The organism is Paenibacillus sp. 2TAF8, assembly GCF_052114825.1.
Taxonomy (GTDB): domain Bacteria; phylum Bacillota; class Bacilli; order Paenibacillales; family Paenibacillaceae; genus Paenibacillus.
In genome coordinates this window covers 74,686-96,401 of the sequence record NZ_JBFRFN010000007.1, presented here as the reverse complement: position 1 = coordinate 96,401, position 21,716 = coordinate 74,686, and the positions used below count along the sequence as shown (strand labels likewise).

21 protein-coding genes and 1 pseudogene are annotated in these 21,716 nt (G+C 46.7%); 9 read left to right on the top strand and 13 right to left on the bottom strand.

Annotated elements, in window-relative coordinates; genetic code table 11:
* Positions 1-37: 37 nt before the first annotated feature.
* Positions 38-496 (bottom strand): cupin domain-containing protein, encoded by a 459-nt coding sequence (locus tag AB4Z30_RS12700; protein ID WP_251509741.1) that lies wholly within the window; start codon positions 494-496, stop codon positions 38-40.
* A 277-nt stretch (positions 497-773) separates the two neighbouring features.
* Between AB4Z30_RS12700 and AB4Z30_RS12695 the strand changes: the two genes are divergently transcribed.
* Positions 774-1,625, top strand: a complete 852-nt coding sequence (locus tag AB4Z30_RS12695) for an AraC family transcriptional regulator (RefSeq protein ID WP_441926803.1) — start codon at positions 774-776, stop codon at positions 1,623-1,625.
* A gap of 216 nt (positions 1,626-1,841) precedes the next feature.
* Here AB4Z30_RS12695 and AB4Z30_RS12690 read toward each other — a convergent pair whose 3' ends face one another.
* Positions 1,842-3,458 carry a glycoside hydrolase family 28 protein gene (locus tag AB4Z30_RS12690; protein WP_441926800.1) on the bottom strand — a complete coding sequence of 539 codons (1,617 nt, stop codon included), beginning with the start codon at positions 3,456-3,458 and terminating at the stop codon, positions 1,842-1,844.
* Between the two features lie 426 nt (positions 3,459-3,884).
* Between AB4Z30_RS12690 and AB4Z30_RS12685 the strand changes: the two genes are divergently transcribed.
* From AB4Z30_RS12685 to AB4Z30_RS12670, 4 genes are all read left to right on the top strand, one after another.
* Positions 3,885-4,613 carry an amino acid ABC transporter ATP-binding protein gene (locus tag AB4Z30_RS12685; protein WP_441926798.1) on the top strand — a complete coding sequence of 243 codons (729 nt, stop codon included), beginning with the start codon at positions 3,885-3,887 and terminating at the stop codon, positions 4,611-4,613.
* Positions 4,614-4,722: 109 nt separating this feature from the next.
* Entirely contained in the window at positions 4,723-5,562 is an 840-nt protein-coding gene (locus AB4Z30_RS12680; RefSeq protein ID WP_441926796.1) for a transporter substrate-binding domain-containing protein, read from the top strand.
* 276 nt (positions 5,563-5,838) lie between these two features.
* Positions 5,839-6,561, top strand: a complete 723-nt coding sequence (locus AB4Z30_RS12675) for an amino acid ABC transporter permease (protein ID WP_441926794.1) — start codon at positions 5,839-5,841, stop codon at positions 6,559-6,561.
* 232 nt (positions 6,562-6,793) lie between these two features.
* Positions 6,794-7,444, top strand: a complete 651-nt coding sequence (locus AB4Z30_RS12670; RefSeq protein WP_154959977.1) for an amino acid ABC transporter permease — start codon at positions 6,794-6,796, stop codon at positions 7,442-7,444.
* Positions 7,445-7,927: 483 nt separating this feature from the next.
* On the opposite strand, the gene AB4Z30_RS12665 is transcribed toward AB4Z30_RS12670, so the two are convergent.
* From AB4Z30_RS12665 to AB4Z30_RS12630, 8 genes are all read right to left on the bottom strand, one after another.
* Positions 7,928-9,274, bottom strand: coding sequence for an FAD-dependent oxidoreductase (locus AB4Z30_RS12665; protein ID WP_441927141.1), 1,347 nt, complete (start codon positions 9,272-9,274; stop codon positions 7,928-7,930).
* Positions 9,275-9,458: 184 nt separating this feature from the next.
* Positions 9,459-10,304 (bottom strand): carbohydrate ABC transporter permease, encoded by an 846-nt coding sequence (locus AB4Z30_RS12660; protein WP_441927139.1) that lies wholly within the window; start codon positions 10,302-10,304, stop codon positions 9,459-9,461.
* Positions 10,297-11,130, bottom strand: a complete 834-nt coding sequence (locus AB4Z30_RS12655; protein ID WP_441927136.1) for a carbohydrate ABC transporter permease — start codon at positions 11,128-11,130, stop codon at positions 10,297-10,299. Before AB4Z30_RS12655 ends, AB4Z30_RS12660 begins: the two co-directional genes overlap by 8 nt.
* Before the next feature lie 77 nt (positions 11,131-11,207).
* Positions 11,208-12,248, bottom strand: coding sequence for a hypothetical protein (locus AB4Z30_RS12650; RefSeq protein ID WP_441926791.1), 1,041 nt, complete (start codon positions 12,246-12,248; stop codon positions 11,208-11,210).
* 145 nt (positions 12,249-12,393) lie between these two features.
* Positions 12,394-13,689 carry an ABC transporter substrate-binding protein gene (locus AB4Z30_RS12645; protein WP_441926789.1) on the bottom strand — a complete coding sequence of 432 codons (1,296 nt, stop codon included), beginning with the start codon at positions 13,687-13,689 and terminating at the stop codon, positions 12,394-12,396.
* Positions 13,690-13,813: 124 nt separating this feature from the next.
* Positions 13,814-14,590: a response regulator transcription factor gene (locus tag AB4Z30_RS12640; protein ID WP_441926786.1), complete on the bottom strand. Its 777-nt coding sequence runs from the start codon at positions 14,588-14,590 to the stop codon at positions 13,814-13,816.
* A gap of 5 nt (positions 14,591-14,595) precedes the next feature.
* Positions 14,596-16,479, bottom strand: coding sequence for a sensor histidine kinase (locus AB4Z30_RS12635; protein ID WP_441926784.1), 1,884 nt, complete (start codon positions 16,477-16,479; stop codon positions 14,596-14,598).
* Between the two features lie 302 nt (positions 16,480-16,781).
* Entirely contained in the window at positions 16,782-16,967 is a 186-nt protein-coding gene (locus AB4Z30_RS12630; RefSeq protein WP_441926782.1) for an aspartyl-phosphate phosphatase Spo0E family protein, read from the bottom strand.
* Between the two features lie 383 nt (positions 16,968-17,350).
* Here AB4Z30_RS12630 and AB4Z30_RS12625 point away from each other — a divergent pair.
* Positions 17,351-17,953, top strand: a pseudogene (locus AB4Z30_RS12625) (lysozyme).
* A gap of 138 nt (positions 17,954-18,091) precedes the next feature.
* Here the strand turns inward: AB4Z30_RS12625 and AB4Z30_RS12620 are convergent.
* On the bottom strand, positions 18,092-18,685 hold the full coding sequence (locus tag AB4Z30_RS12620; protein ID WP_441926780.1) for a hypothetical protein: 594 nt from the start codon (positions 18,683-18,685) through the stop codon (positions 18,092-18,094).
* A gap of 170 nt (positions 18,686-18,855) precedes the next feature.
* Here AB4Z30_RS12620 and AB4Z30_RS12615 point away from each other — a divergent pair, with 170 nt between their 5' ends.
* The 3 genes from AB4Z30_RS12615 (at position 18,856) to AB4Z30_RS12605 (ending at position 20,484) form a co-directional block, all read left to right on the top strand.
* Positions 18,856-19,071: a hypothetical protein gene (locus AB4Z30_RS12615; protein ID WP_441926778.1), complete on the top strand. Its 216-nt coding sequence runs from the start codon at positions 18,856-18,858 to the stop codon at positions 19,069-19,071.
* A gap of 197 nt (positions 19,072-19,268) precedes the next feature.
* Positions 19,269-19,637: a PadR family transcriptional regulator gene (locus AB4Z30_RS12610; protein ID WP_441927134.1), complete on the top strand. Its 369-nt coding sequence runs from the start codon at positions 19,269-19,271 to the stop codon at positions 19,635-19,637.
* Positions 19,603-20,484: a permease prefix domain 1-containing protein gene (locus tag AB4Z30_RS12605; protein WP_441926776.1), complete on the top strand. Its 882-nt coding sequence runs from the start codon at positions 19,603-19,605 to the stop codon at positions 20,482-20,484. Before AB4Z30_RS12610 ends, AB4Z30_RS12605 begins: the two co-directional genes overlap by 35 nt.
* Positions 20,485-20,502: 18 nt before the next feature.
* Here the strand turns inward: AB4Z30_RS12605 and AB4Z30_RS12600 are convergent, their stop codons facing one another.
* Both AB4Z30_RS12600 and AB4Z30_RS12595 read right to left on the bottom strand, forming a co-directional pair.
* Positions 20,503-20,646: an aspartyl-phosphate phosphatase Spo0E family protein gene (locus AB4Z30_RS12600; protein WP_441927131.1), complete on the bottom strand. Its 144-nt coding sequence runs from the start codon at positions 20,644-20,646 to the stop codon at positions 20,503-20,505.
* 351 nt (positions 20,647-20,997) lie between these two features.
* A complete protein-coding gene (locus tag AB4Z30_RS12595) occupies positions 20,998-21,705 on the bottom strand; it encodes an ATP-binding cassette domain-containing protein (protein ID WP_441926774.1) in 708 nt (235 codons plus the stop codon).
* Between the last annotated feature and the right edge of the window lie 11 nt (positions 21,706-21,716).

The window sequence follows — 21,716 nt, the reverse complement described above, 5'->3', positions numbered from 1 at the left end:
GCTTCGTCCCTTTTGTTATGCAATCCTGATTAGATTCTTATCCTTTGGACACCAGCTTGAAATCATCAAAGTGAAAGCCTGGAGCCACGACACAAGTGACCAGCACCGGCTCATCGCCCAGTGGACGTGCCGTTTGCCATACACCCGCAGGAACAAGTACCTGCGGAGATTGCCCTGCCGCGATATCCATACCGAGAATCAGTACTTCCTCATTCTCCGGATTCTCGCCGTTACCGCCCAATTTCAGTTCAATTGGACTGCCGCTATGCCATAACCACAGTTCATCCGAAAGCACCGTGTGCCACTCGGATATCTCATGAGCATGAAGCAAGAAGTACGTTGAACTTGCCGAGAAGCGCGGGCCCGAGTAGGCATCCGGTAATACGGATTGCGGGATTTGATAAGATGCTTTCCAAACTTCCTTATACCAACCACCTTCAACGTGAGGCTGCATATCCAGCGCAGCTACTAGCGGTGATAATTCATGTGTTGTCATAACTTGTTTCCTTCCTTCCAACTCATATTCGGGGACGCTCTCAGACCGGAGCATGACCTCGCTCTCCTTACTCTAAAACAACATATCCATTTTGTCACCTTTACAACGGGTAACCTTCAAGCGGTTCACCTTTTTTATAATTTTTGTCGTGCCAAAAGAACCGGATTAACTTAATCAAAAATGAAGCTCACTCTATATGATAGCGTTTACAAAAATATCATCTTTCCGTTATGATATGAGTATTAACGCCAAGCCTGAAGTAGAGAGGAGTTGCATAATGAGTCTCATTGAAGATCGGATTGGACCCAAATATCGGATTGGTGATTATGCCTTCACCATTGAACATATGCGAAGACATGACGGAAACGCGATGCCGCAGCCTCATGCTCATCCCTTTTACGAATTATATTACCTGCTCGAAGGTGAACGGGTATACTCCATGAATGGACAGATTTTGCCTGCGCGAAAAGGCGACCTGGTTCTCATCAACCCGCATGATGTACACACCACTTCCAAAGGCAGCAAACCTGGCTTCGAACGGATTCTCATTGGTTTCTCTCCTGCTTTTGCCACGGGTATGGAGCTAGGCATCTGTGGTCTGCTTCCATTCAAATGCTCCAGTCTGCTCCGTCTTCCCGAGTCAGATCAGCCTGAGGTTGAACGCATATTATGGCAGATGCTGCAGGAGTGCAAAGAACGACGCCCTCACTATGAGATCGCCGTACGCAGTCTGCTGGCTCATCTTCTGATCCATATCCATCGGGCACAAGAGATGATCCGGGAAACCAATCCAGGTTCATTACACCCGATGCAGGACAAGATTAGTGAAATTGTAACCTATGTAAATACAAACTATACCGAACCTCTTACATTGGAAGGTGCAGCAGCCCGTTTCTATATCAGCCCTTCTTATCTGAGCCGAATGTTCAGCCGACTTACCGGATTTCGCTTCAGCGAATACTTGCGTATCGTTCGTGTTCGAGAGGCACAGCGAAGATTGCTTTCGACACAAGAGCGAGTGCAATTCATCGCAGAAAAGGTAGGCTTCGAGCATACTGCTCATTTTAACAAAACCTTTAAACAGATCACTGGGACAACGCCACTGCGTTATCGCAAAGAACATCGATGAATGTAACATGTTGTCCAAACCTATACTTCCTATACAAACCCCAATTGGGCAGCCGTGCTTCAGCTCCAGTATATGCCCTTCTCTATCTCAGGAGAAGTTCAGGCGATGATTGGACTGTATACATGGCTGCCCTACTACACTACTAACTTGGTACTTACTTCTTGTGCTATTTTAAACGGCTGGCAAGATACTGCACCGCAGAAATAACACACCGCTTTATCTACGAATGATAACTCCACTTCGGACTTCTGGACTCACTGATATCTGTCGTCCTTCCGTATCTGCATCCGTTTCCCGACATACGATCCCCGCAGATTCAAGTCCAGTGACCTTCAGCAGCTTCCCATCCGCACCCACACCTTTAATATCCTCCAGTGTAGCGCCTTTGCAGTTGTGAAGATGAATGAGCGGACCTTCGGTGATCTGTGCCTGAAGCCCTGTAATCTGTAAATGTTTCGCCTGAGCACACTGAACGCCAGTACGAGCTTCCACGCTGTAACGTTCGATACTTACGCTGTCCAGAGGCATCTCCGGCAGACCGCTAACAAACAGTGCTGTCTCGGCCCCCGCGCAGACTACATCCGAGATGCGAATATCGCGGAACACTGGCGTTTCTTCGCTGACCTCTTTTGCAAAATCCCCACCGCGGGCAGACCCCTCCATATTGGCATAGAAAAAGGAAAACGAAATAGCTTCCATAATGATATCCTTCATATAGATGCGCTCAATCTGAATATCCTCAACGATCCCCCCGCGTCCGCGTGCGCTCTTGAAACGCAGTCCGATATCCGTGCCGATAAACGTACAATCCGTTACCCGTACATGCCTAACACCGCCGGACATTTCACTTCCGATCACAAAGCCACCATGACCATGATACACCGTGCAATCCCGAATCGTAACGTACTCCGACGGTAGCCCGAGTTCACGCCCCTCGGCATCTTTACCTGACTTCATACAGATCGCATCGTCGCCGACATCAAATATACTCTGCTCTACCAGAACATGACGACATGATTCAATATCCAGCCCATCTCCGTTCTGGGAGAACCACGGGTTTCGCACATTTACTTTACGAATCGTCACATGCTCACATGCCCAGGGGTGCAGGTTCCAGGCCGGTGAGTTCTGGAATGTAGGCCCTTCCAGCAGAACCCGTTTGCATTGGCGCAAGCTAACCATGTTCGGCCGCAAGAAATCCCGAATCTGTTCATGCGAGGCGAGATCACGTACTTTTTCCAGGTAGAGCTTCTCGGCAATGGCACCGCCATCCATCGCAGATTGGGAAGGCCACCAGATCTGTTCATCCGCCGTTTCTGACGTTTCCACAACACCACCAGAGGCAAGCAGTCGCTTCCACTGGCCAGCGGTCATTTTGGAACGTTTCACCGGACGCCAGGCTTCACCACCGCCATCCCAGATGCCTTCCCCCGTAATCGCAATATCTTCGAGCCCGTCTGCATCAATTGGAGATTGACAACGTACAACCTGCCAACCCTCGAAGCTTGATGCAATAAGAGGATACTTGTTGAAATCCTGACTGAAGGTTACCAGCGCGCCGGCTTGCACATGCAGTTCAATTCGGCTACGAAGCACGATCGGTCCAGTGAGCCACACGCCGGCAGGAATGATAATCCTGCCCCCACCTGCGTCTGCACATGCGGCAATAACCAGCCGGAGGGCCTCTGTATTATCCTTAATACCGTCTCCAACAGCACCATAATCAGTAATATGAAAATCATTTTTAGGAATAACAGGCAGATCCACTTCGTAAGCTTGAAGATCAGCTGCACTGCCTGACCCTGCAGACATTGGGGAACGGTATATGTTCATGGTACGAAATCATCCTCTCTACTATGATTCTCTCGTTTCATCATATCAACGGCACGTTAGGGACGGGTTGAGCTTTTTTGCCATGTACAGTGTGAACTTGATGTTATTTGTTATTTATATTCTGTTAGCCCATTTATAAAAACAGGACACCAATTCCAGTTTACAATATACATCAATTCCAGTCATTGTAAATAAACTAGGAATATCGATTCATTTTTCTGTCAGCATTCGTCACAAGAAAATCAACTATCTAACATATATATAACGTAAAATTGGGCCAAAGCCCTACAAAAACCATTACTTATGTCACGTTTTATTACAGACTAATTGCTATTAGCAGGATGTCTATGTATGATTAAATAACCACTTTGCAATAATACCTTTTTATTCCATTTATACTCTCCATTGCAGAAAGGGTGTGTGTTCTTGATTGAATTCAAACGTGTGCAAAAGCATTTCGGTCATTTCCATGTCCTCAAGGATATTCATCTTCGTATCGAAGAAGGAGAAGTAGTCGTTATTGTCGGACCTTCAGGCTCTGGCAAAAGCACACTGCTCCGCTGTATTAACCGCCTGGAGACCATCAGCGAAGGCGAACTCGTCGTCAGTGGCATTCCTCTGCATCAGAAAAAGGTGGATATCAACCTCTTCCGCCGCGACATCGGCATGGTTTTTCAACATTTCAATCTGTATCCCCACAAAAAAGTCATCGACAACATTACCCTTGCACCCGTAAAGGTACGCAAACAACCCAAAGCCCAAGCAACAGCAACCGCTATGAAATATCTGGAGCGGGTCGGCATTGCCGATAAAGCAGACAGCTACCCTTCCCAGTTGTCCGGCGGACAACAGCAGCGCGTAGCCATTGCGAGAGGACTCGCCATGGAGCCTAAGATTATGCTTTTTGACGAACCGACGTCTGCCCTTGATCCCGAGATGATCGGAGAGGTTCTGGATGTGATGCGTTCCCTTGCCCACAACGGCATGACTATGGTGGTCGTTACCCACGAGATGGGCTTTGCCCGTGAGGTGGCAGATCGGGTCATTTTCATGGATGAGGGACGGATCGTAGAAGAAGCGTCCGCAGCAGAGTTTTTTGACAACCCCCGAGAAGAAAGAGCACAACAGTTCCTTAGCCGCCTGATCCATCACTAGCCCCATCCTAATTGCTCATGCTTCACTCTACAAATAAAAGCCATTACTCACTCAGACGTTAATTCGATCATTTATGCTCACTCCACATTTTGAAAGGGGTCTTAAATTGATGAAAAATAGGATGAAACTCCCGTCTTTAACGTTAATGTTGGTGCTTGTGTTGTCTCTTGTATTATCTGGCTGTAACTCCACGGGTACAAACACACCCTCCGCGAGTGGCGGGGGCGACGCAGAAGCACAAGGGACGATTGAAAGGATTAAGGAACGCGGCAAACTGATTGCTGGCGTGAAATATGACACCAAATTATTTGGACTGAAAGATCCGGCCAGTGGAGATGTGGAAGGCTTTGATATTGATATCGCCAAGGCACTCGCCAAGCAGATTCTGGGAGACGAAACGAAGGTCGAACTGAAAGAAGTAACGTCCAAAACACGGATACCAATGCTGCAAAACGGAGATATCGATATCATCATTGCGACGATGACCATCACGGATGAGCGGAAAGAGCAAGTGGATTTCAGTGATGTGTACTTCGAGGCAGGCCAATCCCTTCTGGTGAAAAATGACAGTGTCATCGCCGGTTTAGAGAGCCTGGATGGTGTGAAGGTACTTGCCGTGAAAGGCTCTACGTCCGCACAGAATATCCGCGAAAAGGCACCGAAGGCCGAAGTGCTGGAGTTCGATAATTATCAGGATGCGTTTACAGCGCTAAAAGCAGGCAAAGGCGAAGCGCTGACAACCGATAATATCATCCTCATCGGCATGCAACAAACAGACAACAACTACAAGTTGGTTGGCGGCAATTTCACAAGCGAGCCTTATGGTATGGCGATTCGCAAGGGCGATACGGCTTTTGTAGAAGAAGTGAACAAGATGCTGAAAGCCCTGAAGGATAGCGGTGAGTATGACACGTTGCATGAGAAATGGCTGGGTAGCAAGCCGGAGTAACGTTTAGCAGGCTACTTATGCTTAACTTAAACAGGTGCGGTGAATTCAGGCTTGTTGTGAGGTATTCCATGCGTCTGATGACGCCAAGTATAAAGCCTGATGACATGGCAGTTATGCAACTAAGGCTGGGATAGTCCATGTATCTGAAGATGGGCAATTATGCCATCAACTAAACATGCAATATGTACTGGATAGCATCTGCTGTATGCGAGAGATTCGCATGTAGCAGATGCGCTGCTGTTTTATTTTCACACCTGGAGAACGGGGGCTCTTGTTATGGGCACATTGGATTTCAGCGTACTGTTCAGACACTCCGATCGTTTTATGGAAGGATTTCTGAATACGATTCAAGTCAGCGTGATCGCTCTGATTGGCAGCTTTGTGCTGGGGGCCATTCTGGCGATCTTTCGAATCTCACCGGTCAAACCGTTGAACTGGTTTGGTACGGCCTTTGTTGAGTTTATCCGCAACATTCCGTTGTTGCTGGTCGTGTTTTTTTTCTATCTCGGACTGCCTTCGCTGGGTATTTCTCTGGATGGATTTGTCGCAGGCACACTGGGACTAACCATATACACAGCCGTTTTCATCGCAGAAGCGATTCGGGCAGGCATTCAAACTGTACCTCGCGGACAGCTGGAGGCAGCACGATCATCCGGACTGTCTTATGTACAGGCCATGAACTCAGTCATTCTGCCGCAGGCGATCAAAATTGTCCTGCCCTCCATTGGCAACCAATTTATTAATCTGGTCAAAAACTCTTCCATCCTGGCGGTTGTGGCCGGCATGGACTTGATGTATTTTGCCGACATTGTAAACTCGGATACATTCCAGCCACTAAGCGTCTACACCATCGTTGCCCTATTCTATCTGACGCTGACCTTACCACTCAGCTTTCTGGTGCATTATATGGAACGCAGATTTGGACAGAGTGACGCAGAGGCACGCAAACCCAAAGGTAAACCGAAGAAAAACAAACCTGCCGGGCAGGTTACGATGTAGGGTATTACTACCCCAGTCACATGCGGTGATTCGCCAAGATGCGGTGATTCCCCAAGACCAGCCTTAAATAAGGCTCCACATGTCGTTTGGAATATTCTATATTCTTATTCGAGCTCAGTCTCCATGTCGCATATAAATTCGGCTTGATATTCAGTTTGAGCATAACATGTAGGGTAGCCTACGCAGATCACGCATTGAACATATATCGCTCACCGAAGGAGGCATCGAACGTATGGACTTTAGCGGGGCCTATGAATGGCCTAACCTTCGTTTCCTGTTGCAAGGATTTTGGGTAACCCTTCAAGTAGCAGGCTTATCCATTGTGTTCAGCTTTGTGCTGGGCACACTGCTCGGTACGATACGATTTACACGAATCCCCGTCCTCTCCCAGATTGTGGCGGTCATCGTAGATACCATTCGTAACCTGCCGCTGCTACTCATCATCTTTTTTATCCATATCGTGCTACCACAGCTTGGCATTAAAATGCCACCTTTCTGGTCCACGGTTGTGGGACTGAGTCTGTTTGAAGGCGCCATGATTGCTGAAATCGTGCGAAGCGGTCTTAAGTCTGTAGAACGTGGTCAGGTGGAAGCTGCCCGCTCCTCCGGCCTAAGCTACATGCAGACACTTATCGGCATCATTATGCCACAGGCACTGCGCCGCATGTCTCCGCCCATGGTCAGCCAGTTCATCTCTCTATTGAAGGATACGTCCTTGGCGATCATCATCTCCTTGCCGGAGCTGATGCGCAATGTGCAGATTCTCGGCGGTCAAAGCTTCGATTACATCATCCCGGCGTTGTTGCTCGCTGCTGTACTGTATTTCATCATCAACTACTCCCTCTCCATCGTCGCGAGAAGGCTCGAGGCGCGAATGAACTAGGGAGGTGGGCGTTGTTTTGGTTACGTTGTTTTGTTTGTTTCCATTGCTTGTGGCAATGGTGCGAAGTTCAAAAGCTCCGATTACACATGTTTCGTGGGATTGGAGCTTCTGAATTCTAACGATCTCAGATGAGCTTATTTAGCCATTTTTGAGGAATTTTCAATTCTAACGATCCGTATGGAGCCTATTTTGCTGATTGCGGCCATTTTCTAAGCCATTTGGAGCAATCTCAGCAAAATAGCGTCACTGGGGATCGTTAGAATTTTTTTGTCTACGTTTTTGCCCAAATAAGGCTTCTGGTGATCGTTAGCATTCAGCCACTGTGCAGTTACGCTAACTTCGGCCCCTTTTCCGAACTATGCCACCTTCTCTAACGTTTTAGGAGAGTAGGATTGTTTAGACGAAACCCGTCTTCTCTCCCAACCAACTTAAGACGTTCTCGCAGCTTCTCCACCCGGGCCATTCTTTTCCCAACCTTTTCACTCAAATCGCCACACCATTTTGGCGCAACTCTGCTTGCAACAGTGATACAGGAAGATTCGCAGGCGCAAGTTTCAGCTTTACCGCCATAGCCGCAGCTGTTCCCGCTGCCTCTCCCGTTGCCATACAGCTTGGAGTCAGTCTGGTTGTGGCATGGGCCTCATGTGTCGTGGAGATACAGCGTCCGGCAGCCAGCAAGTTGCTAATATTTTGGGAGAGCAGAGAACGATAGGGAATATCATACGCACCATCACCTTCAATAAAGGCTGCTGTCACGCCCTGCCCGGAGGGATCATGAATATCGATAGGATAACCGCTTCTAGCGACTACATCGTCGAACTTCCGCCCTGCAACCACATCTTCCTGAGTCAGCGCATAATGCCCAATGACACGTCTGGATTCACGAATACCGATCTGTGGGGCTACAGCCGAGATCGAGGCTCGTTCGAAACCCGGCACATCATTCCGCAAAAACTCAGCAATCATCAACACTTGCTTCCGTCCTTCCTGTTCAGCTTCGGTTAAATCCACAGCATTGGTAGCATCAAACCCCTGCACCCGGGTACAGTTAATCAACACTTCATCAGCCGCCGGTCCGGTAAAAAACAACACCTGATCGCGCTGAATCGGTACCGCCGCTTTCTTCCAGTGTGAATAGAAACCGCTCACGCCCGTCAACGGAATCGTGTCTAACTCGGCAAACGGGGTTTTCTCATAAAAATCCTCCGGATGCTCCTGCATATACTGCTTCACACGCCCGAGATCCACGCCGCGCATACGAAACTTCATCGTCATGGGCTGAGACTGGTTGTCTTCCTCCCGTCCCTTCGCTATAGCAGCCCCAGCCAGATAAGCCACATCCGCATCACCACTCGCATCGACAAATACGTTCGCCCGAATCTCCAGCTGACCGGATTTGTTCGTCACCCGCACTGCCTCGACTCGGTCATCCACCGCAGTAACACCATCTACGAAGCTGTGCAGCAACAGCCGAACACCCGCCTCTTTCAACATTTCTGCCGCAACCACCTGATAGACGGCCGGATCGTAAGGTGTCACGCTATGCACAAAACCAACCGTATCACGCAGATGCCCGGGAGAACCGCCCCGTGCCCGCAAGCGATCCACAATCTCCTGTGCAATTCCCCGAATGACCTGCTCACCCTGCTCGGTATGAAACGTCATCCACGGGTAGACCATAGCAGCCGTTGACATCCCGCCAACAAATCCGTAGCGTTCCACTAGCACCACGCGAACACCCTGCCTTCCTGCTGCAATCGCCGCCGTTATTCCTGCAGGACCGCCTCCGACGATGACAACATCCGCCGTTTCCCGTTTTACATTCGCCATTTCATTCAAACGTTCCCTCTCCCTTCCATACGATACGCTGCCCTTCCAATCACCTTATGCAACCTGTCCCTCTGTCTACTTTCGCACATCCTCTCATGCCTGTCCCCGCTCTAACCGTTCTAAACCCCCATCCTTCTGTTACCTTTCAATTCTCTTAGCTTTTCCAGCAGCTTCCCAATCCCAATCACTCCTTCAATCCCGTCATCGCCACACCCTCAATGAAACGCCGCTGCGCCAGAAAAAAGACGATCAATAGCGGCACCGTCGCCATCACGGTTGCACTCATCAAATACTGCCAGGCTGTGCCCACCTCATCCGTGAACAGGGACAATCCCAGCGGTAACGTCATCAGCTCTCTCGAATTGATAAAAATCAACGGATCAAAGAACTCATTCCAGCTCGTCACAAATGTAAAAATAGTTAGAGTCGCCATACCCGGCTTGGCAAGGGGAAGCATAATCTGCCAATAAATCCGAAATCGGCTACAGCCATCAATCATCGCTGCTTCCTCCAGCTCGGTAGGCACCGTAATAAAGAACTGCCGCATCACAAAGATGCCAAACACACCGCCCGCGCCAAAGATCGGCAGTAAAATCAGCGGAAGATGCGTATCAATCCACCCCAGCTGCCGCATAAAAAGAAACATCGGAATGGCCGTTACCTCATGCGGAATCATCATCGCGCTCAGCAAAATGAGAAAGACCACATTCCGCCCCTTAAACGGAATCTTGGCAAAGGCATACCCCGCAAGGGAAGCAAAAAACACCGTGCCAAGCACCACCAACGCAGAGATATACACACTATTCCCGTAAAAACGGTGAAACGGAATCAATCGAAACACATCGATATAATTCTGAAATTGTAAGCTGTCCGGTATCCACTGTGGTGGATAGGTAAATATGCTCTGCGGTTCCTTGAGGGATGTCGAGACCATCCAGATCAACGGAACAATCATGATCAGCGAAACTACCGTCAGTATCAAATAGGTGCCAACAGCAGCCCCGAACCTCCGGCCTGTCAACCTAGGCATCGCCTTCACCAAACACCCACCTCTTTCGGAGCTGCCATTGCAGCAGCGTCAGAATCAGCACAATCAGGAACAGCACATACGCAAGGGACGAAGCATAGCCGAACTGAAACAGCTTAAATGCTTTTTCCCAGATGTAATAGACCAGAACTTTCGTGCTGTTGCTCGGCCCGCCTTGGGTCATGACATAAATCTGTCCAAATACTTTGAGCGACCCAATGACGGTCATCACTACGGTCAGAAATACGGTCGGCGTGATCATAGGAAGAGTAACGTTGAAAAAAGAAGCCCTTCTTCCCGCGCCATCCAGTGTCGCCGCTTCGTACAGGGAACGCGGTACCTGCTGAAGTGCTGCAATGAACAGTACCATGTTCAGACCGACATTTTTCAGTACACTCGTCACAATGACCGCAGGCATTGCCAGGTTCGGATCGTATAGCCAAGCAGGGCCTTTAATCCCCATCATCAGCAATAGCTGATTGATTAACCCCGACTCTGTTGCATACATCAACTTCCACACGATGGCCCAGACAATTAATGATGTCATAACCGGGACGAAAATGGCCGTTCTGAACAGGCCGATCCCTCGAATGCTTTTGGATAAGAGCAGGGCGAGCAGCAAAGCGAGTACGATATTCAGCGGCACCAGACCTGCCGTAAAGTAAACCGTATTGCCAAGCACTTCCCAGAACATGGCGTCCGTCATAATATCCCGGTAGTTGTCCATTCCGATAAAATGATGATCCCCAAGCAGCGGCCAATCCGTCAGGCTCATATAAAACGCAAGCCCCATCGGGAACAAGAGCAGCAAAGTAAAGCCCAGCACCATCGGTGAAATAAACAACCAGCCAGCAATCTGCGCCTCCCTGGCGAGCGGCCCTCCGCGTCTCGGCTTTTTGGATCGGCTCACGAGCCATCCCTCCCTGAACCCGAACTATCCGAAAGTTCCACAGGATCAGAAGGATTGATGGGATCGCAAGGGTCTATATGTCCGGCAAAAGATGATTTCGGAATAGAATGTCCAGCAGCTAACGATTCAGAAACAGACTGTTCCGAGCCCGAAGGCTCCTTTTGCTCCAGACGATCTATCGCATTGCGGAAACTGCTTACGGCTCTACGCAGCTCATCCTCCGTTTTGCCTGTAACCATGGCCCCAAGCATAATGGCCTTGATACCGCTATGGTGAAGCACGGGAACATCCTCCGGCACCAGCTTGCGCTGGGAAGGGACAAGTACCGGTACCCCGGCCTGCAAAACCAGTTGCCGATAACGAAGTACATCCGTGAAGCATAGCGGAGTACCGTATTCTTTGCCGGGTACAATCGAAGCCTCCAGTGCAGTAAAACCGAAGTGTGCAGCGGATGCCACCAGAGACGCATCGTACTCATCGTTAATCGCAAACGTAGATTCCAGCCCCAGGTCACTCAGCATCATAGACGGCAGATGATGCGCATAGATGGAGTAGAAGTCAAAGCCCATACCCGCCAGGCGCTCCACATCTTCTCTCCGTGTCCCTTCAATACTGCCGGATGGCACAACGCCGAACGGGCCGCCAAACTGCGAGCGAATCGTACGAAACACCTCGGTGTATTCATCCAGCGGACCAAAATGGTTGCCGCTTGCGCGATGGCCCACATTATAGTGCACCTTCAGAGCATCCGCCCCTTCCTCCCATGCCGCCCGAGCCAGTGCGAGATCATTCCCGGGCAGACTGACGATGAGCGACATCGGTTTTTGATCCAGCATAGCTTGCAGTTGACCTGTCTTGTGCATATGTTGCTTAGCCCAAAGTTGACCGACTTGATGTGAATGTTGCGGGTTCTGGGAGTTCTGCGGGCTCTGCCAACTCTGAGAATGCTGCATCTGTTGCGACCCCTTGGTCTGTTCCGTCCTCTGTGACCGCTGCTGCATCTGCTCCGTCTGCTGACTCTTCTCCATGTCTTCCATCTGGTTCATCCCCTCACTTCTCTCACTCTTCATACGCCCCATTCACTTTTTTCCGTCATTTTTCTTTCCGTCATTTTCCTGTCTTCCCTACGCTCTGTTCTCATTTACTCTTCATCTCCCGCACTCCTTCACCCTCTGCCTCTCTTCAGGGTTGTAATATGCGCTGCACTTCGGTCTGCATTTGTTTCAAATTATCCTCTGGCGAGGCTGTACGGGCGAATAATCGGTCAAAACCCTGCAGTACCGCGTTATCAATCTCCTGCCAGCGGATATGTCCCGGAATCAGACGGGCTTTCGGCATTTCATCAATGACCGCCTGCACGATATGCTCTTTGCTTGGGTTGTTCGGCTGCTGGATGAAAGCGTCGGAGTTCAGCACCGAAGTACGCGCAGGCACAAAGTACGTCGCGGTTGCCTGCGTTCCCTGTTCACTGGCAAAATACTTCAGCAATTTCTTTGTCTCCTCCGGATGTTTGCTATCCTTAAACATGGCATAGCCCGCCTGCCCCAGCATCGGTACGCTGCCCTGTGAGCCGGACGGCATAGGGGCAATACTCCATTCAAAATCCTTGATCTCCCTTGCTTTGGACACATAACTGTAGTTATCGAAGAACATGCCCACATTGCCTGCATCAAAGCTCACCTGCTCGCCCGCTTTCGGGTGAGATTCGTCGCTAAACATCATGCGCTCCAGCATGGCAAAGGTCTGTACTCCGTACTCATCATTCCAGGTAAACGCTGTCATATCTTCATTGAACGGCCCGCTTCCGTTAGACCAGGAGTATGAAGAAAGCACTGCCCAGGTCTTCCAGTCCCGAAAAAAGTTAGCCCCATAGATGCGATTCGCCGCATCCTTGCTGGTTATTGCTTTGGCAGATGCCTCGAACTGCTCCCACGTCCACTCGCCTTTGGCCGCCAGCGTATTGGGATCGGTCAGCCCAGCCTTGTCAAACAGCGTTTGATTATAAAACATCACCACAGGCGGTGTGGAAAACGGCAAGCCTAACAGTTGATCTCCCTCACGGAAGAGATCCAGCGTGCTGGGAATGTAATCGTCCAGCTTAAATTGTGCATCATCCTTGAACGCCGACACGTCGGCCAGGATGTGATTGGACTTGAACTGTGGTATCATGCGTTCCGATACCCAGGCCAGATCAGGGAGCGAGCCGCCAGCGGCAAGCACCGATATTTTCTGCTGATAATCGGCAAAGGGTACCGATTCCATCGTTACCTTGATGCCCGGGTTCTCTTTGGTAAAGCCATCGATCAGCTTGTTGTAGACATCAATATGTGCCTGATTACCCCACATCATGAATTTCAGCTCTACCTTGTCGTTCTCTCCACCAGAGGCGTTAGAACCCCCGCCCGTATTGGTGCTTGTGCACCCAATTAGAGCCGTGATCACAAGTACGAGAATCAGCGTCAATCCTGCCTTTTTCATGGAAATCCCCCTTATGGACGTTATCGTATTCCTATGCCACCCCAGTATATCGAAAGCGCTGCTTGCTCCTAAATCACGCCAATTGCAGAAATGGTACGGAATTTAAAGAGGTTTTCTCGCGGCTCTACTCCCTACGCTGCACACCATATCCATCACGATACTCTCCTGCCGTACACCCCATCTGCTGTTTAAAAACCAACATGAAATGTTTCGGACTCTGATATCCAGATAATCGGGCAACGTCATAGATTTTGAGTCCGGTGTTGACCAGCAGCCACTTGGCCCGCTCCATTCGTGCCTCTGCGATATATTCGGAATAGTTGATGCCCGTCTCGGTTTTGAACAACTGGCTCAGATACGTCGGGTTCAGATTGACCAGTGAAGCAACCGTCTGGAGCCGAAGATCACCATCGGGATGCTGGTGGATGTGCTCTTTCACGCTGCGAATAATTTTGCGAGGTTCCCCGTGATCCGGGTTGGCTGTGCCAGAGGTTTCGGGGATAGGAAGTGTGGAGCGGCCGTATCTATGGTCCAGCAACGATTGCATTTTTTGCAGACTTTTCACCAGTTCATGACGTTCGATGGGCTTCAAAAGATAACTTAATACCCCGTGCTCCAATGCCCTCCGTGCATATTCGAACTCCCCGTACCCGCTGATAATAAGCATCAGCAGATCAGGGTACATCTCTCTCGCTAATGAAACCAATGTCAGTCCATCCATCTCGCGCATACGGATATCCGTGATTAATACATCCGGCACTTCACAGCGCAGTACCTCCAGTGCCTCGGCTCCGCTTGCCGCTTCCCCCACCACCTGAAACTGAGGGGATGCCTGTACAATTAGCTCTCGTAATCCCTGACGAATCACCGTTTCATCCTCCACAAGCAGCACTTTATACATGCGTATCAATCCCCTTTCCGTTGAAGGTGAATGGATAAGGTAACAACCAGCCCTTGCCCGGGGCTGCCATCAACACTTAGTCCGCTGTCTTTTCCATACACCAGATGCAGCCTTTGAGCGATATTGTGCAACCCCAGACTCTCCCCGGCATGACGATGCAGAATGGGATTAGCGGGTGGGTACACGTTTTGTCCAGAAACGGTCTGTCCAGAGACAGAAGCATTTAACCGATCCAGCTCCTCCTGTTCCATTCCTTTGCCGTTGTCCCGAACACTGATGAGCAGTTCCTGATCGAATAAAACGGCAGATACCCAGATGATACCGCCATTATTACCACCCGTGCTGCCGCGTGCTAGCCGTCCTTCGATCCCATGACAGATCGCATTTTCCACCAGCGGTTGCAGGATCAGCTTGGGAACAAGACAGTCGTTAACCTCTTCCTCCATGTCATAGATGATCTCCAATTCACCGTTGTAACGCACTTGCTGGATTCGTACATAAGAATCGACAAACGCCAGCTCTTCCCGAAGGGTCACCATGCGATCTGCCTTATCAATGGTGTATCGCAGCAGTCTGCCAAGCGCTGTCACCATTGCAGATACTTCGGCATGCCTCTGGCGGACAGCCATCATGTTGATCGACTCCAGTGTGTTGTATATAAAATGAGGGTTCATCTGGCTCTGCAGCGCCGACAATTCGGCCTCCCGTTCCTGAATTTCAAGCACATACACCTCATTGAACAGACGATGGATCTCCTCCATCATGCGGTTAAATCCCCTGCTGATCTGCCCCAGTTCATCACTGCTGTATTGAGTAACCCGCTGGCTGAAATCCCCCTGCTCCACCCGAATCATATGATGTTTCAAGCGAATAAGCGGACGTGTGACCCTATAAGATACGAGTACGGCGAGGATCGCTACAGCCGCCATACAGAGAAGGGCAAGCCCCATGGTGAAGGTAAGCATCTCCCCCGACTCCTTTTGAATGACCGTAATTGGCGTGAGGCTGATCACAGACAACCCCGAGTATTCTGAATGATGCCTTACATGGAGGTAGGGACGTCCATCCAGTGCTATCTTCTGATTGTCTGCATAATCCTGAAGCTTTCCATGGGATAACAAAGGAGCATAAGCGGATAACCCGTCTGTAGACGTTTTTTCAAAAATAAGACGTTGCTGGCTATCCACGATCATCAGACTTGCTTTTTGCTCAAAATTCAGGTTGGATAATAGCTGTCCAAAGGCCTCCAGCCGGATATCGATCAAAATGTACCCCAGCCGCTGGAGCGTCCCTGGATCACGCAGCTCTCTGCCCACGGTGATGTATTCCGCTTCCTGGCCACTCACGTAGTAGCCGGGAATATGCGGAGGAAGCAAGTGCCATATGCCTTCGGTGCCCCTTAATTCGGAAAACCATTCCTCTTGGCTACCGTCCCAGACGGGTTTGACCGCAAGGGAGTCCAGATTGGAGAACAGAATGCCGCTATTGCTGATCAGATGAATGCCTCGAATCTCTGGCCGATCATAGGCTTGAGCTGACGTATACAGCTTCATTTTCTGGTAATCATCCGACCTCGCCCACGTCCCTGAACCCATCGAACCATCGTACTCCCTCAGGATGCCAAGCACCGTCTGGTCATAAAGCGGCAAGAGCGACAACCGCTCAAAATCCTTGAGCATCCGGTTCAGATTTGTGTTGATCTGCCGCACCATATCAATGGTGAATTGCTCCGTCTTTCGATCCATTGTCTGCGAAAAATGGGCGTAGCTCATCACCCCCTGCACGCTAAGCGGCAAGAGCGTCAATGTCAGAAAAAGCACTAGTAGCTTGGAGCGCAGGTTTATGCTTTTTCGGATCGAACGAAAAAAGTTCATCGTCCTTTCTGCCATTCACTTGTCCCCCTTCTTCGTTTTATTGTATGAGACCTCGCTGTTGTTCGATGAAATGGTTCCATCCGTTGGAGCAAACAGATGCATCCATTCCGGGTGAATTGAGGTCATCATATCCAGTTTAGAGATGCGACGACGATCCTGTAAGCTATGGATTTAGTACGAAATTTGAAGAGGAAGTGGATCGAGGGYTGTTATGGGAGGAAGTTGGGGGAGCGTGATATATCTTTCGGAAAACATTAAAAAGCCGAATGCAATTTAGCAGTCGGCTTCTTTTGGGTCACATCAAAAAACCGACTGCATTAAGCAATCGGTTGTCTCTTCATCATATGTTTATATTGGAATCGATAATATTCATTGATTAGCTCATCCAAAACCATGGACTGTTCGAGGACTTTGTAATCCTGCATGCCATGATTCTCCGCCAACCGACGTAACTTTTGCCTATCCCGTTCAATTCGATCTTTGATCTGCAACGGTTCACTCACAGCATACACCCCCTCTTTGTATAACATAATAGGATAGATTGCCAAAAAATTCATATTTTGTTCCTTTGCAAAATTTAATGTTTGCTTGCAAGAGCTTAGTTTCATAAGTTTAGTATCTTTAAAATTTCTTATACCCACTCCAAAGCACAGTATATAGATTTAAATAATAATATTCCGTCTATATATCGTATTGGCATCTATTATTTATGATTTTTTTCAACTCACGTCCGTTTATTAGAATTTAAAGTTGTAAAAAATAGATCTCACTTCTCTTTATACATATGTGAAGGCAATACGGCATTGCAGAAAACTTGGGAATGGTGTTCTGGCTATGATTCCTCCCTATTGTTCTTCTACTAAAAATAATTTCAGGAGTGATTATTATGGCAAATCAATCTTTAGGTTCTTCTGGTGCAACACTTATCAAATCGCATGAGGGATTTTCCTTGAAATTTTATGGAGATCCCTATGGATATCCAACAGTTGGATGGGGACATCTGATTACAAAATCTAAAACATATACTAAAAATACAACAGGTAATCCAAGTGATTCCCTTCTAACTCAAGCACAAGCTAATGCGCTATCAACTTCTTTGGGGCTAAATTATACCTCTCCAATTTCTTAGTCTCAGGCAAATACATTTTTTAATGACGACACTGCAAGTGCTGTAAAAGCAGTAAATAATGTGACACTTCCAGCAGGTATGTCTTTGTCACAATCTCAGTTTGATGCACTTGTTTCGCTCACTTTTAATGCAGGTCCTGGGGTGCTAAATTCGAGTGATGTAAAAAATCTTCTTTCGTACATTATGATATATTCGTCTTTTCAAGGCCCACGTTCAGATGTAGAAAAAGATAATTGTTCGAAACTAGTCAGCAAAGCATTTTCATATGACAGAAACTTAACGAGACGAAGAAATGAAGAAGCAACTTTATTTTGTAAGGGTCAGCCTTATACTCACAAATATCCAGTATATTCAATTTAATTCATTTAATTTGTGACACAACAAGAAGGTCAGCCATGAGGCTGATCTTCTTGCATTTTCATAATTTTATAGAATATCCTCAGCTTCTTGTAAATCTTCTAGTACAACAGCATATAACCTAAACATAACCTTAATTATTTATTCCGAAATTCTCTTAAGCTCAAAGATAGTTGCCTCCGATAACAAGATAAGCCTTTCGTTATTAACAACAAAAAAACTTAAACTTACAGGTATACTCATTTTTGTAGAAGGGTTACTTACATCTATTGCTTTTACCACATCATTTTCATTTAAGTCTGGAATATCTATTTTAAATGATCTATAAAAAGAATCTTTATTATTGCATGTCGCTGTAATCTCATATAATGGGTTTCTTAGTTCAGTTTGATATTGACTGTAGTTTTTAATTCCTTTTGATGAAAATAAGTCTTTTTTGATGATGAGTTCATCTCCGATAAACTTCTGCCCTGTTGGATATTCAGAAGCGTCATTATATGAATTTGCAAATCCTAAAAGCTTCTCAACTTTCCAAGTTCCATAGAAATAATTTTCAGTTTCACTATCCAAACTTGTACTCTCTGTAGTACAGTAATCACTATTTTGCTGTGTTGTTACTTGTTTACTGGGAGACTCACCCGAACCTTGCGTATCGGTTACAGGCTTACCTGATCCACCACATCCTGAAAGCAAGATGAAACTCAACACTATCAATACACCGAGTGCTTTTTTCAATCCTAAAATCTCCTTTCGTCTACCTAGCAGGTATTATATCAGAGCAAATGAACCCATGAATGACATATCATTAACATTATTTACGAATAAAGTTAAAATTGTGTTATACACTTCCAACAGAAAATAGTATTAATATATGCATGTAAAAAACAGTATATAGGGGGTATTCAATGATTGTTTTTGGGTTGCTTGCCATAGCTGTAATCTGGTTCTTTTCAAGTAATGAGAAGCTCAAGCGTTACGCTGCTTATGCTTTTGGAGGACTTGCTTTGACAGCCGTTCTTATACTGGCCTTTACCATGGAAACAGGAACAAATTCTAGTTCAGTTACTGGCTCTGAAAAAGCCGTCGTAGTTGAAAATAAATCTCTCAAACAAAATAAGTAACAAAATGGGGCGGTCAAGGATGGTCGCCTTGGCACCTGAGTGCTGAAAAAATTGGTATGATCAGTAATGTTGATTTAGTATAGGCTACTTTATTTACAATAGGATTTTGTTCAACGTTGATCCTGCTTATAAACCTATTTTCTTGAGTTATTTTCAAATATATGTTAATTTAACTACATAGAAATACATAGTAGGTGGTGTATAAGTTGAAGAATGAAATGATCAAAGGATATATCGATGGTATTGTGCTCTCAATTCTGAGTCAAAGGGATGCATACGGGTATGAGATATCTCAATATATCAATCAAGTCACCGATGGAGCATTTCTGCTCAAGGAGGGTACGCTGTATCCTGCATTAAAGAGGTTGGAGGCCAATTCTTACATTGAAGGCTACTGGGGTGAACAAGAAGGTGGGCCTAGACGAAAATACTACCGCATCACAGAAGAAGGACAGCTGCGCCTGGAAGCAATCAAAACTTCATGGGAACAAAATACACATATCATTAATATTTTTTTAGGAGGAACGGCGAATGGACATTCAATCCTATTTAGACCAAGTTTTTAAGAAATCATTCTTATCTAAACGAGAGCGTAGCGATTTAGCCGAAGAAATGGCTACTCATTTACACTCCTCCAAAGAGCATCATATCAATGAGGGATGCACTGAAGAAGAAGCTACCACAAAAGCTATAGCGTCCTTTGGTGATCCGACCAGCATAAGAACTCAATTGACTCAAGAGACTTACGGTCTATCAAGTAAACTGATCCTACAGTTTATAATCATGAACTTAATCCTATATTTTAGCTCCCTGTTCGCAGGATTAGTGCTTCATTATTACGATGCTCATAACAGAGTGATCGAACTTTTCCCTGTAGTCTTTATTACTCTATTTGCCTTGAGCAGTGCTTTACTGCTAACTCGCAAAAACATTGATCGTTGGTGTCTATTGTCAGTTCCCATTTTATTTGGATTAGGATATTTGCAGGCATATCTGGGCCTTTTTAAAAACTTGTTTGGTAGCCTCGATTCATTTACACTTTTTGAGAATTTATTTTTCAGCGGCGCTTATGATTTTTCAGGGCGCAATAGTTTCATGCTTATTGGTGGTCTGATCCTAGCTGTTCAAACACTCATATTGTTTGTTATCAGCAAAAATATCTACATCGCTTTGATGCCCTTCGCCTTCTCTATCTTGTATACAGTTTCTCATATGGTCATTTTCGGATCATATTATCTGTTCATTGGGGATCATTTTAGTTCAGCTGTCACCAATGGATACAATGTTTTTGCCGCTGGTAACATTCAACGCCTCTCAGATATCGGTGTGAAATTAGTTGTGTGTCTTGTATTATTTTTCACTTTAAGTTCATTGAAGAAGATGATCTTTAAATCTAAGCTTCAGACTGGATGAGCTGGAATGACATATCATTTACTTATTCATACTCATTCCACAGGTATATCGATTATATTCATTAATTAGCTCATCCAACACCATAGACTGCTCAAGCACTTTCACATTCGGGATTCCATATTGATCTACCAAGCGACTCAACTCTTGCCGACCTTGCTCGATTTAGTCTTTTAAGATACTTAGTTCTCTCATGGCATTTCCCCCTCTAGGACATTCTAAAAAAAACATTTAATTTGAGTAAGCTATTAGTTCCGCTAATGACTACAAGGGCTTTTTAGAACATATTATGTTTTGCATAATATTGTAAAAATAATTCTTTAGAAAAGGCACTGCTATCTGCAGTTCTAAGAATTTAAAAATAAAAAATAGCCTACCGATGAGTAGGCTAAACTTGGTTATAAACTCGCACCTTTATATAATTTCACCCCGTAACTAAAAATTGCTTTTTTCCTCTCCGCTCTCGGTTCAAATTAGACATGTATCTGAGTTTTTAAAATGGAGAAATGCCTCTTCCTACTTCACCTGCTCCAAAAACGCTAAGTCAGGATTCACTCCATCTCCCATTTCAATAAATGTATCATATGACCCACTAAAGGTTATTTTACCATGATGAATAAAATGCAGAACACATTGGATATTTGCAATATCCTGCAAGTGATGGTTCGAGACCAGTACAGTGCACTCATTATGGAGTGCCAGCTTTTTGATCCTTTTTAAAATATGATAACGCATTTCAGGATCGATTCCCGCCAATGGTTCATCGAAGATGTACAATTTTCTCTTCATTAATGTGATTGCCAGAATACACAGATAACGTCTCTCCCCAACAGATAGTTGCCCAAACTCCATATTCCATACTCGCTGTACCAAATCAACCTCAGCTGGACTCATAGCTTCATCTACATAAGGTTCATTATTCACTTCAATACGGTTGGAGTGGTCAGAATACAGAAAAAAACGAAAAAGATCCTTAGCCTTTAAGGTTAGAGGAAATAATAAACCCTGCAGCTGGTAGATGATCTCCTTCTCATCAGGAATACCCTGTATTTCTGGCGGACGTTTAATCACATTCGCGATCAGATCAAATAAAGTCGTTTTGCCAGAACCATTCTTGCCAATGATCATATTAACGGTCTGTTCGGGAAACTCCACATGTAAATGATCCAGATTTTTGCGAGAGGCTTTGGGATAAGAAAAGCTCAAATTTTCAATTTTAATCATAGATCCTCCTG

Bases quoted from the DNA above. Each gene is read 5' to 3' on its own strand.
- AB4Z30_RS12700 (WP_251509741.1), bottom strand. From the start codon at position 496: ATGACAACACATGAATTATCACCGCTAGTAGCTGCGCTGGATATGCAG.
- AB4Z30_RS12695 (WP_441926803.1), top strand. From the start codon at position 774: ATGAGTCTCATTGAAGATCGGATTGGACCCAAATATCGGATTGGTGAT.
- AB4Z30_RS12690 (WP_441926800.1), bottom strand. From the start codon at position 3,458: ATGAACATATACCGTTCCCCAATGTCTGCAGGGTCAGGCAGTGCAGCT.
- AB4Z30_RS12680 (WP_441926796.1), top strand. From the start codon at position 4,723: ATGAAAAATAGGATGAAACTCCCGTCTTTAACGTTAATGTTGGTGCTT.
- AB4Z30_RS12675 (WP_441926794.1), top strand. From the start codon at position 5,839: ATGGGCACATTGGATTTCAGCGTACTGTTCAGACACTCCGATCGTTTT.
- AB4Z30_RS12670 (WP_154959977.1), top strand. From the start codon at position 6,794: ATGGACTTTAGCGGGGCCTATGAATGGCCTAACCTTCGTTTCCTGTTG.
- AB4Z30_RS12665 (WP_441927141.1), bottom strand. From the start codon at position 9,274: ATGGCGAATGTAAAACGGGAAACGGCGGATGTTGTCATCGTCGGAGGC.
- AB4Z30_RS12660 (WP_441927139.1), bottom strand. From the start codon at position 10,304: ATGCCTAGGTTGACAGGCCGGAGGTTCGGGGCTGCTGTTGGCACCTAT.
- AB4Z30_RS12655 (WP_441927136.1), bottom strand. From the start codon at position 11,130: ATGGTGCTGGGCTTTACTTTGCTGCTCTTGTTCCCGATGGGGCTTGCG.
- AB4Z30_RS12650 (WP_441926791.1), bottom strand. From the start codon at position 12,248: ATGGAAGACATGGAGAAGAGTCAGCAGACGGAGCAGATGCAGCAGCGG.
- AB4Z30_RS12645 (WP_441926789.1), bottom strand. From the start codon at position 13,689: ATGAAAAAGGCAGGATTGACGCTGATTCTCGTACTTGTGATCACGGCT.
- AB4Z30_RS12640 (WP_441926786.1), bottom strand. From the start codon at position 14,590: ATGTATAAAGTGCTGCTTGTGGAGGATGAAACGGTGATTCGTCAGGGA.
- AB4Z30_RS12635 (WP_441926784.1), bottom strand. From the start codon at position 16,479: ATGGCAGAAAGGACGATGAACTTTTTTCGTTCGATCCGAAAAAGCATA.
- AB4Z30_RS12615 (WP_441926778.1), top strand. From the start codon at position 18,856: ATGATTGTTTTTGGGTTGCTTGCCATAGCTGTAATCTGGTTCTTTTCA.
- AB4Z30_RS12605 (WP_441926776.1), top strand. From the start codon at position 19,603: ATGGACATTCAATCCTATTTAGACCAAGTTTTTAAGAAATCATTCTTA.
- AB4Z30_RS12595 (WP_441926774.1), bottom strand. From the start codon at position 21,705: ATGATTAAAATTGAAAATTTGAGCTTTTCTTATCCCAAAGCCTCTCGC.